The sequence below is a fragment of the Streptomyces cahuitamycinicus genome (assembly GCF_002891435.1).
Lineage (GTDB): Bacteria > Actinomycetota > Actinomycetes > Streptomycetales > Streptomycetaceae > Streptomyces > Streptomyces cahuitamycinicus.
In genome coordinates this window covers 1-10,316 of record NZ_POUC01000294.1, presented here as the reverse complement: position 1 = coordinate 10,316, position 10,316 = coordinate 1, and the positions used below count along the sequence as shown (strand labels likewise).

At 75.5% G+C, this 10,316-nt stretch carries 8 protein-coding genes and 1 pseudogene; all 9 read right to left on the bottom strand.

The genetic code is table 11. The annotated features are described in order from the left end of the window. Window positions 1-485: 485 nt before the first annotated feature. On the bottom strand, window positions 486-1,520 hold the full coding sequence (locus C1J00_RS30115) for a Rieske (2Fe-2S) protein (protein ID WP_245936564.1): 1,035 nt from the start codon (window positions 1,518-1,520) through the stop codon (window positions 486-488). After that, complete coding sequence (locus C1J00_RS30110) at window positions 1,513-2,496, bottom strand: phytoene/squalene synthase family protein (RefSeq protein ID WP_102912150.1); 984 nt, start codon at window positions 2,494-2,496, stop codon at window positions 1,513-1,515. The genes C1J00_RS30115 and C1J00_RS30110 overlap by 8 nt, the downstream gene beginning before the upstream one ends. Further along, the gene (locus C1J00_RS30105) at window positions 2,483-4,045 is read right to left on the bottom strand and encodes a phytoene desaturase (protein ID WP_102912149.1); all 1,563 of its coding nucleotides are present in this window, start codon (window positions 4,043-4,045) and stop codon (window positions 2,483-2,485) included. Before C1J00_RS30105 ends, C1J00_RS30110 begins: the two co-directional genes overlap by 14 nt. Continuing rightward, window positions 4,042-5,184, bottom strand: a complete 1,143-nt coding sequence (locus tag C1J00_RS30100) for a polyprenyl synthetase family protein (protein WP_102912148.1) — start codon at window positions 5,182-5,184, stop codon at window positions 4,042-4,044. The genes C1J00_RS30105 and C1J00_RS30100 overlap by 4 nt, the downstream gene beginning before the upstream one ends. Before the next feature lie 84 nt (window positions 5,185-5,268). Further along, complete coding sequence (locus C1J00_RS45980; RefSeq protein ID WP_245936563.1) at window positions 5,269-5,760, bottom strand: deoxyribodipyrimidine photo-lyase; 492 nt, start codon at window positions 5,758-5,760, stop codon at window positions 5,269-5,271. 4 nt (window positions 5,761-5,764) lie between these two features. Continuing rightward, complete coding sequence (locus C1J00_RS30090; RefSeq protein WP_102912147.1) at window positions 5,765-7,348, bottom strand: SDR family oxidoreductase; 1,584 nt, start codon at window positions 7,346-7,348, stop codon at window positions 5,765-5,767. A 163-nt stretch (window positions 7,349-7,511) separates the two neighbouring features. Beyond that, window positions 7,512-7,830 (bottom strand): annotated as a pseudogene (locus C1J00_RS47155) (MMPL family transporter); the annotation flags it as partial. Next, window positions 7,791-8,105 carry a hypothetical protein gene (locus C1J00_RS48365; RefSeq protein WP_439333444.1) on the bottom strand — a complete coding sequence of 105 codons (315 nt, stop codon included), beginning with the start codon at window positions 8,103-8,105 and terminating at the stop codon, window positions 7,791-7,793. The gene C1J00_RS48365 and the pseudogene C1J00_RS47155, both read right to left, overlap by 40 nt. Window positions 8,106-8,441: 336 nt before the next feature. Continuing rightward, window positions 8,442-10,022, bottom strand: coding sequence for a S8 family peptidase (locus C1J00_RS30080; RefSeq protein ID WP_102912146.1), 1,581 nt, complete (start codon window positions 10,020-10,022; stop codon window positions 8,442-8,444). Window positions 10,023-10,316: the final 294 nt, after the last annotated feature.

Sequence of the window (10,316 nt, the reverse complement as noted above, 5' to 3'; positions counted from 1 at the left end):
ACGCGGGACGACCCCCGGCCTCGGGCGGGACCGGGGCGACCCCGGGCCGTCGGAAGGATCCGGGGCGATCTCCGGTCGTCGGGCGGGTCCCGGGCGACCCCGGGCCGTCGGAAGGACGCGGGACGACCCCCGGCCTCGGGCGGGACCGGGGCGACCCCGGGCCGTCGGAAGGATCCGGGGCGATCTCCGGTCGTCGGGCGGGTCCCGGGCGACCTCCGGCCGTCGGAAGGACGCGGGACGACCCCCGGCCTCGGGCGGGACCGGGGCGACCCCGGGCCGTCGGAAGGATCCGGGGCGACCCCCGGCCGTCGGGCGGATCCGGGGCGACCTCCGGCCGGCGGAAGGACGCGGGACGACCCCCGGCCTCGGGCGGGGGACCGGGGCGACCCCGGGCCGTCGGACAGACCCGGGACGACTCCGGCCGCCGGACGGCCAGGGGCGACCCCGCACAGGCGACCCTCGCAGGCCCGTCCGGAGGGGGCGCCTCACCCAGGGAACCGCCCCGTGCTGCGCAGTTCCCAGCGCCTCTCGGCGTAGGCGAGGTCGTCGCGCCACAGGCGCCCGGCCGTGCCCCGCATCAGGGGGCGCAGCACGGGGGCGGCGGCCCGGGCCAGGGCGAAGCCGCGCCGGTCCGAAGCGGCGACGACCGCCTCGATCACGGCCGTCCGCGGCCGGCCCGCGTCCGCCGCGGTCAGCGGCGTGGCATGGGTCTCCACCACGGACGTGGCGCCCTCGCCGCCGGTGATGCGCATGACGACGGTGCGCGGCTCCGGCGCGGTGAACTCGGCCCGTACGGGCACCACCAGACGGCCCGCCACCCGGAAGGAGACGTCGACCACGAAGGCGTCGTCCTCGTCGCTGATCTCGCCGACCTCGCCGACCTCGCCGCCCAGCGGTTCCCTCACGACCGTCAGGTCGACGAAGGAGTACGGGTGGAACCAGGACCCGTGCCACGGGTCGAGCCGGTTGGCGACCACGTCCTGCGGCTCGCACCGCCCGGCCGCCGTGAACACCGCGTCCACCCCGGTGCCCGGCGCGGGACGGGCCGGAACCACGGGCCGCTCCGACGGCTCCTCACCCCCGACGGCGTCCAGCCGCACCCACGCCAGCACCCCGTCGTCGTGGACGGGGTACGGCTGCCAGCCGGCGAACGCGGCACCGTCCAGGGCCAGTCCGTGCCAGTGGCACATCAGCGTGCCGCACACCACCCGGCTGTCCCGCAGCGGAGCACCGAGGTGCGGACAGACGCCGTGGCCCGCCCGCAGCCCGCCCGAGTCCGAGCGCCACAGCACCACCTCGACGCCGCCGACGGTCCTGCCGTAGGGGCGGCCGGGGCGCACGTCCCGGGAGGCGCCGACCACGAACCAGTTGCCGGAGGGCCGGGCGGAGGCCCGTTTGAGCGTGTCGGCGATCAGCGCCGGGCGGGCCGCGCGCCAGGTCGGCGTCTGCTCCGCCCAGCCGGGGCCGCGGCGTCGCCGCAGCGGTGAGGTCCAGCGTGCCTTGTCCGCTCGGTCAGTCACGACCCGGTCCTTTCCGTTGCAGCGCGGCGTGCTGCGCCACGGGCCCCGCGTGCCACCGCGCGCGGGCCACCTTCCAGACACCGGCAGCGGCGGTGGCCGCCCGCCGCCGTCGGGACACCACCGCCCGGCGGTGCAGCACGGCGTAGTCGTGCCGCGCGATCGCGTCGAGGATGCCGCCGTACAGCGTGAACGCGGTGCGGATGCACGGGCGTACCCGCGGGTCGAGCATCGCGATGCCCGGTTCCGCCGTCCGGTACACGTCCCTGGTCAGGGCCTCGGCCGCGACGAGCGCCGCCCGGACGCGCGGGTCGCGCCGGCCGCTTCGCCGGCTCCACTCCAGCAGCGGCCGGTCCACGCCGTGGGCGGCGAGCAGGTCCGCCGGCAGGTAGACGCGGCCACGGTCCAGGTCCTCGCCCACGTCCCGCAGGAAGTTGGTCAGCTGGAACGCCACTCCGAGGGCCGCCGCGTGCGGTGCCGCCTCCTCGCGTGGGACGACCGTGCCGAGCAGGGGCAGCATCTGCAGGCCGATCACCGCGGCCGAGCCGTGCATGTAGGCCCGCAGATCGGCGTAGGTCGGGTAGTCCGTGACGGTCAGGTCGGCGCGCATCGACGCGAGGAAGTCGGAGAACAGGGCCGCCTCGATGCCGTAGCGGTCGGCGGTGTCGGCCACGGCCCGCACCACCGGCTCGCTGCCGCCGCCGTTGCGCAGCCCGTGCGCGAGATCGCCCTCCAGCCGCTTCAGCAGCAGGTCCCGCTCGTCGGGGGGCAGGCGCCGGTCCAGGTCGTCGACGATGTCGTCGGCCCAGCGGGCGAAGCCGTACAGCGCGTGCACCGCGGAACGGCGCTCCAGCGGCAGCAGGCGCGTGGCCAGGAAGTAGGTCCGGCCGTGCCGGGCGTTGAGCTGCCGGCACCGGCCGTAGGCGCTGCGCAGACCGGGGTCGGTGATACCGGCGGCGTCCAGTTCACGACGGGTCATGGGCACCTGCTCCGGTCGGGGCGGACGGGCGGTGTTCGGGGGACCGGCCCGCCCGGGTCACCCGGGTGCGGCCCCCGGTGACGCGGGCGGCGGCGAGTTTCCCGCTGATGAGCACGGTCGGCACGCCGACACCGGGTGTGGTCCCGCAGCCGGCGAGCACCACGTTGTCCAGCCCGCGGACGAGGTTGCGCGGCCGGAAGGGCCCGGTCTGGGCGAAGGTGTGGGAGACGGAGAAGGGACTGCCCGCCGCGTGGCCCTGGGCCGTCCAGTCGAGCGGGGTCACCAGCAGTTCCTCCTCGACACTGGCCGCGAACCCGTCCAGGCCGCGGCGTTCCAGCTCGGCGACCAGGCTGTCGCGGTACCGCGGGCCCAGGTCGCGCCAGGCGGCGGCGGAGGGGCCGACGGAGGTGTTGGGGCAGGGCGCCAGAACGTAGTGGAGGTGGCGGCCCGGGGGCGCCAGCGAGGCGTCGTGCGTGGTCGGACGGGTGATCAGCAGCGACGGGTCGCTCATCAGCGTTCCCGAGCGGGTCAGTTCGTCGAAGGTGCGCTCCCACGCGGCGCCGAAGGACAGCGTGTGGTGGGCGAGATGGGGCCAGGTGCGGTCGGTCCCCGCGTGCAGGACCACCGCGGACGGCGAGTGCCGCAGCGGCACCGGGCGCCGGGGCGCCCGGCCCAGCAGCCGGTGTGCGGCGGGCAGTTCGCAGGTCAGCACCACCGCGTCGCAGGGGATGCCCTCGCCCGAGGCGAGCCGGACGGCCCGTACCCGGCCCGCGGAGCGTTCCAGCGCGCTCACCTCGGCCGACCACCGCAGCTCGGCACCGGCACCGGCCGCCACGTCCGCCATCGCGCGGGGCAGCGCGTGCATGCCGCCCTTCGGGAACCAGACACCGGCCACCGTGTCCATGTAGGCGATCACCGCGTAGGCCGCGAGCGCCCGGGCCGGTGCCACCCCGGCGTACAGGGCCTGGAAGGAGAAGACCCGGCGCAGGCGGGCGTCGGAGAGGAAACGGCCGATGCGGCCGTCGAGACGCCCGAAGCCGCCGAGCGCCGCAAGCCGGGCCAGATCCGGGTGCGCCAGCTGGAACGGCGAGTCGAAGTTGGTGTCGATGAAACGGCGCATCTGCGCCCGGTACAGCCGCTCCAGCCACTCCCGCAGCCCGCGGTAGCCCGCCGCCTCCGCCGGTCCGGCGAAGCGCCGCACCTCCGCCTCCATGGCGTCGGCCTCGGTGTGCACGTCGAGCGAGGTCCCGTCCGCGAAGCCGGCCCGGTATGCGGGGTGCAGGGGCATCAGCTCGACGTGCCGGCCGAGGCTCTCACCGACGGCAGCGAACGCCTCGTCGGCCAGGTGCGGCATCGTCAGCACGGTCGGCCCGGTGTCCACCAGGTACTCGCCGAGCCGTGCCCGCCCGGCTCTCCCGCCCGGGCCGGCGTCCCGTTCGACCAGCGTCACCCGGCGGCCGGCGCCCAGCAGATGCAGGGCGCACGCCAGCCCGGACAGGCCGGCGCCCACCACGACGACATGATCCGTCGGTCCCGTCACCGTCCTCATACGAGCTCCTCCGCGTGCCGCGGGGCGAGGCCCGACGCCCGTTCGACCAGGGTGGCGAACTCCCGCCGCACGCCCGTTGCGGCGCCGGTCGCCTCGAAGTGCCGCAGACCGGAGGCCGCCAGGTCCGTGATCCTCGCCTCCACCTCGGCCCGGGCGCCCGTCCGCTCCAGCGCCGCCCGCATCCGGTCGACGGTGTGCCCCGGCCGGGTCTCCGCGTCCGCGGCGAGCGCGGCGGCGGCGTCCCGGTCGCCGGTGGCCTCCGCGAGCCGGACGGCGGCGGCGAGGAGGGGGGTGAGCTTGCGCGAACGCAGATCCTCGTCGGCCGGTTTGCCGGTCTGCGCCGGGTCGCCGAAGGCCCCGAGGAGATCGTCGCGCAGCTGGAAGGCCAGTCCCGCGCACCGGCCCGCGGCCCGCAGCGCGCCCAGGGTGCGGGCGTCCGCGCCGGCCAGCGCCGCGCCCAGCGCCAGGGGCCGCGCGACCGTGTACCGGGCGCTCTTCAGGACGGCGATGGTCTGTGCCTCCTCGGCGCCGGACGAGCCGCTCGCCTGCGCGCGCAGGTCGCGGTACTGCCCGGCGACCATCTCGGTGCGCATGGCCCGCCACTCCTCGTGCAGGCGCAGGCCGTGCGGCGAGGCGAGGGCCGTCTCCGTCAGCAGGTCGTCCGCCCACGCCAGCGCCAGGTCGCCCGCGAGCACGGCGGCCGACGTCCCGAACGTCCCGGCGGACCCGCCCGCCGGTCCGGCCGGGTGTTCCCGGGCGAATTCCACGTGCAGGGCGGGGGCACCCCGGCGCAGCGGTGAACCGTCCATCATGTCGTCGTGGATGAGGGCGCAGGCCTGGAGCAGTTCGAGGGCCGCTCCCGTGCGCAGGACCGCGCCCGCGTCGCCCGAGCCGCCCGCGGCCCTCCAGCCGCACCACACGAACGCCGTACGCAGCCGCTTGCCGCCCCGCCGGACGAACGCGGCGACGCGATCGGCCGTCTCCCGGGCGAACACCGCGTCGGTGGCGCGGGCCTGCCGCAGCCGGTCCTCCAGCACCCGCTCGAGAACCGCCTCCATGGCGCGTGTGGCTCCGGGAGCGGTGAGCGGGGCGTGGTTCGTCTCCGCCGGTCCGGCCACCGTCGGCCGCGGTCCAAGCATGCCCAACCCCTTCTTGCTTCCCGTCGTTCGCACCTGAGTGCGTCCGCCGGGAGTGGTGTTCCGGATGTGTCGGGTGCCCAACACTCAGCCGCGGCCACGGGCCTGCCGGAAGCGGGCCGGGCCTTCGCCGAGGTCGAGGAGCGGCGCCGGACAGCGCTGCCGGGTCCGTTCGTGCTGCGGCAGCCGCCAGGGCTCGTGCGCCGCGGCGCCGCCGGCGTCCGCCGGTTCGGGCACCCGACGGCGTACGTACGTGCCGTCCGGGTCGTAGCGCCTGCCCTGGTAGACGGGGTTGAGGACGCGGTGGGGACGGGTGCCGGCGCCGGCACCGGCGACCCGGGCGACCGGCCCCGTGCGCACGACCAGCCGTCCGCCGCGCCGGCGCAGCGACGCGTCGAGGTCGGCCCGGCAGTCGGCGGGGAAGGCGGCGCGGTCGGTCACGTCGGACCCGGCGGCGTGGGCGGAGGGGTCGCGGACGGACAGGGGCACGACCTCGTCCGCCGAGTTCAGCGCGGCGCGCAGGGGCGGATGGTCGTGCAGGCGCAGGTCCGAGGTGAACAGGACGACCGCGACGGTCATGGTGTCACTCCTCGTGCGGTGGTGCGGGTTGCGTGCGGTGCTTCCGGGCGCTTCGCCGCTCGCGGGCCGGACGGATGCGTGAGGTGCTGCGGCGCCGGCCGGTGCCCTCGGACGCGGCCCGCGCGATGTTGCGCGCCATGCCGCCGAACACGACGGAGTGGAACGGTGCGACGCTCCACCAGTAGGCGTGGCCCAGCAGCCCCCGTGGATGGAACAGGGCCCGCTGCCGGTAGCGGGTGCGGCCCCGCTCGTCGGTCTCGGCGTACATCTCCAGCCAGGCGAGCCCGGGCAGCCGCATCTCGGCGCGCAGCCGCAGCAGATGCCCGGGTTCGATCTCCTCGACCCGCCAGAAGTCCAGCGAGTCGCCGACCCTCAGCCGCTCGGTGTCCCGCCGTCCGCGGCGGAGTCCGACCCCGCCCGCGAACCGGTCCAGCCGGCCCCGTACCGCCCAGGCCAGAGGGGAGGAGTACCAGCCGTTGTCGCCGCCGATGCCCTCGACGACCCGCCACAGCGCCGCCCGGGACGCCTCGACCGGCCGCTGCCGCTCGTCCTGGTAGAGGCTGCCGCCCGCCCAGTCCGGGTCCGTGGGCAGCGGGTCACTGGGCGCCCCGGGCACCGAGGCCGAGGACCAGCGCGTGGAGACCTGCGCCTCGCGCACCCGGCGCAGCGCCAGGGCCAGAGCCTCGTCGAACGGCAGCGGCCGGCCCGGGCCGTCCGGCACGTACCGGGCGATGTCGTGTTCGCGGCAGACGACCTCGTGCCGCAGCGACTCGGTCAGCGGCCGGGCGAGGGAGGCGGGCACGGGGGTGACGAGTCCCACCCAGTGGCTGGACAGCCCCGGGGTGAGGACCGGGACCGGCACGATGAACCGCCGCGGCAGTCCGGCGACGGCGGCGTAGCGCAGCATCATGTCCCGGTAGGTGAGGACGTCCGGCCCGCCGATGTCGAAGGCCCGGTCGACGTCGTCCGGCATGGTGGCCGACCCGACGAGGTAGCGCAGCACGTCCCGCACCCCGATGGGCTGGGTGCGGGTGTGCACCCAGCTCGGGGTGACCATGACGGGCAGGCGTTCGGTGAGGTAGCGCAGCATCTCGAACGACGCCGAGCCCGAGCCGATGACGACGGCGGCCCGCAGCACGGTCGCGGGCACGGGCGAGTCGAGGAAGATCTTCCCCACCTCGGCCCGGGACCGCAGATGCGGGGAGAGCGACCCTTCGGGGACGTCGCGCGGCGTGAGCCCGCCGAGGTAGACGATCCGCCGTACGCCGGCGGCCCGGGCCTGCTCGGCGAAGACCCGGGCGGCGGCGCGGTCGGTGTCCTCGAACCGGGAGCCGGAGCCGAGGGCGTGCACCAGGTAGTAGGCGACGTCGACCCCGCGCATCGCCGAGGCGAGCGACTCCGGGTCGGTGACATCCCCCCGGACCGTCTCGGCGTGCGCCGCCCAGGGGTGGTCGCGGAGTTTGCCGGGGGAGCGGGCGAGACACCGGACGCGGTGGCCCTCCTGCAGCAGTTCCGGCACCAGGCGCCCCCCGATGTAGCCGGACGCCCCGGTGACGAGGCAGTGCAGCCGCCGCCCGTCCGTCGCCATGGTCGTGCCTCCGTCCTCCGGAACCGTCACCGTGCCGCCGGAGCGCGGCCGGTCCCGACGCGAACCTTTCCCGCCCGGGGCGCTCGGCGGATGCACGACACGGGAGACGCCGACGGTTCAGCCGGAGGGAGTACCGTCGCCGGACCCCGCCGGACCCCGCCGGCCTGTCGTGGGCGAGGGCGCTCGGCCACCATGCCCGGGGCCCGATGCCGATCATCGGCGCGGGCACCGGCAGCGAGCGCCCCACGGGCCTGTCCAGCAGCGCCCCGAAGGCGACGATGAACGCGATCCGCACCAGGAAAGCCAGGGGGGTCCCATCAGTGCCGCGAACGTCGCGGCGAGCACCACACCCGCCGAGGCGATCGCCCGCCGGTGGTGGTCAGTCCGCGCAACACCACCTGCCGGTTGCCGTGCGCGAGCGCCTCCTCCCGGACCCGGGACGTCAGGAAGATGGTGTAGTCGACGCCGAGTGCCGCCAGGAAACGGTCTCCTCGGCCGCGTCGCTGTCCGCGGCTGCCTCCAGGGTGGCGTCGATGCGCACCCGCCCGCCGACGGCGAGCGGGTCGCCCGTCCGGGCCCATACCTGGCCGCCGAGCGCGGCCGTGTCGACGCCGTCATCGCGGCGCGCGAGCCGTCCGGAGGCGGAGACGGTCCTGGCAAGGCCAGGCCCGCGGTGGCCGGCGTGGGGGAGCTCGATCTCACGTATGGCGCCCTGGCAGAGGCCACGCCCGCGGTTCCCCGCGCGGGGCAGCGCCATCTCACGTCCGGCGCTGTGACGGCGGACCTCGACGGCTGGAGCGGGGGCCGGACACATCCGCCGGGTCCGGGACGCCGCAGACCGCCGCGTGGTGCACCTGCCCCTGCCTGTACGCCGACGCGGTTGGGGGCCTGGCAGGGGACTGCTTCCGCCCCCTGGCGCGGAGCACCGACGCGGCCCGGGGCCGCATCAGCCCCGAAGAACCGGAGGTGGTCGTCCGGTTCCTCACCGATGAACGCCGAACTGGCCCTGCCAGGGATCCCGGCTGAGGATCCGTCACGTGCCGGTCGGGACCGGGCTCGCGCGAGCCCGGCCCCTGCGTTCGGGTCGCTCAGGTCAGAACTGGAGCGCCCAGGCGTCGATCCGCCCGGTGTCGAAGCGGGCGTTGTCGCTCACCCGCAGCTTCCACGTGCCGTTCGCGGCCTCCGAGGAGGCGTTCACGGTGTAAGTGGTGTCGATGTTGTCCGCACTGCCGCCGGTGCCGTACGACTTCAGCGTGTACGCCGTGCCGTCGGGGGCGATCAGCTGGACCTGGAGGTCACCGATGTAGGTGTGGACGATGTGCACCTCGACGGCCAGGGCCGAGGGGGCGTTGCCGGAGACGCCGGAGACCGTCACCGGTGACTCGACGGTGGCGTTGTCGGCGATGGTCTGGTCGGCGGTGTTCTCGAAGCGCGGGCCGGGCGGGGTGGTCGTACCGCCGCCGACGTACAGGAGCCGGTTGGGCGAGCCGCTGCCGGGGCTGGTGACGACGCCGGTGGTCGCGGCGGAGGTCAGCGCGGCGGAGACCTGCGCCGGCGTGGCCGTGGGGTTGGCGGCCAGGTGCAGGGCGGCGGCTCCGGCGACGTGCGGGCTCGCCATCGACGTGCCGGAGATGGTGTTGGTCGCCGAGTCGCTCGTGCGCCAGGCCGAGGTGATGGACGAGCCCGGCGCGAACAGGTCCAGGACGGTGCCGTAGTTGGAGTAGCTCGCCTTCGCGTCGCTCGATGTCGTCGCGCCGACCGTGACGGCCTCGGTGACGCGGGCCGGGGACCGGGTGGAGGCGTTGGTGGACTCGTTGCCGGCCGCGACCACGAAGGAGACGCCGGAGGTGATGGCGTTGCGGACGGCCGTGTCGATGGCCGTGTCGCCGGGGCCGCCGAGGGACATGTTGGCGACGGCGGGCTTGGCCGCGTTCCGGGCGACCCAGTCGATGCCGGCGACGACCTGGGCGGTGGTGCCCTGGCCGGAGTTGTTCAGCACCCGGACGCCGACGACCTTGGCCTTCTTGGCGACGCCGTAGGCGCTTCCGGCGACCGTGCCGGCGACGTGCGTGCCGTGGCCGTGGCCGTCCTGGGCGGTGTTGTCGTTGTCGACGGCGTCGTAGCCGTAGGAGGCGCGACCGCCGAAGTCGCCGTGTGTGATGCGGACGCCGGTGTCGATGACGTACGCGGTGACGCCCTCACCCGCCGAGTCCGGGTAGGTGTACGAGCTGTTCAGCGGCAGGCTCTTCTGGTCGATGCGGTCCAGGCCCCAGGACGGCGGGCTGGGCTGCGTCCCGGTGATGGAGAACGTCCGGTTCTGCACGACGGAGGCGACGGCCGGGTCGGCGGCGAGACGTTTCGCCTCGGACTCGGACGCCTCGACCTCGTAGCCGTTCAAGGCCTTGGTGTACGTCCGCTCGATGTCGGCGCCGTACTTGCGCGCGAGCGCGCGGCCTTCGGTGGAAGCGGCCTTCTCGGTCTTCAGGGTGACGACGTAGCTGCCGGCGACGGCGTTGGCGGCGCCCGCGTACTGGATGCGCCCTTCGGCCGCGACCGGGGCCGCGCCGGCGGGAAGGGCGGAGACGAGGCTCGCGACGAGCGCCGCGGTGGCCGTCGCGCCGAGCGCGGCCAGTCTTCGCCGGGAGGATCTGTGGGGAGTACGCATCACTGCCATCTGAGGGGTCCTCCTCAATCGGTGGTGCGCTGTGGGGTGTGGTGCACGCCCGTCGGTCGCCGCCGATGAGGCCAGTGGGTCATGACCATGTCAAGCCAGCGGCTACTCCTGTGCGTCAGCGAAAGATTGAGGCCTCCACATGAATTGCACAAGAGCCCTGCACGGACCGGCATAAACCGCGTGACGACCCGTCAGCCACGGAGAGACGCTCCGCGGCAGGCGGCAGGCGGCAGGCGGCAGGCGGCAGGCGGCAGGCGGCAGGCGGCAGGCGGCAGGCGGCAGGCGGCAGGCGGC

Coding starts and splice junctions, on each gene's coding strand:
- C1J00_RS48365 (WP_439333444.1), bottom strand. CDS start 8,105: ATGGCGCTGCCCCGCGCGGGGAACCGCGGGCGTGGCCTCTGCCAGGGC.
- C1J00_RS45980 (WP_245936563.1), bottom strand. CDS start 5,760: ATGACCGTCGCGGTCGTCCTGTTCACCTCGGACCTGCGCCTGCACGAC.
- C1J00_RS30110 (WP_102912150.1), bottom strand. CDS start 2,496: ATGACCCGTCGTGAACTGGACGCCGCCGGTATCACCGACCCCGGTCTG.
- C1J00_RS30105 (WP_102912149.1), bottom strand. CDS start 4,045: ATGAGGACGGTGACGGGACCGACGGATCATGTCGTCGTGGTGGGCGCC.
- C1J00_RS30100 (WP_102912148.1), bottom strand. CDS start 5,184: ATGCTTGGACCGCGGCCGACGGTGGCCGGACCGGCGGAGACGAACCAC.
- C1J00_RS30080 (WP_102912146.1), bottom strand. CDS start 10,022: ATGGCAGTGATGCGTACTCCCCACAGATCCTCCCGGCGAAGACTGGCC.
- C1J00_RS30090 (WP_102912147.1), bottom strand. CDS start 7,348: ATGGCGACGGACGGGCGGCGGCTGCACTGCCTCGTCACCGGGGCGTCC.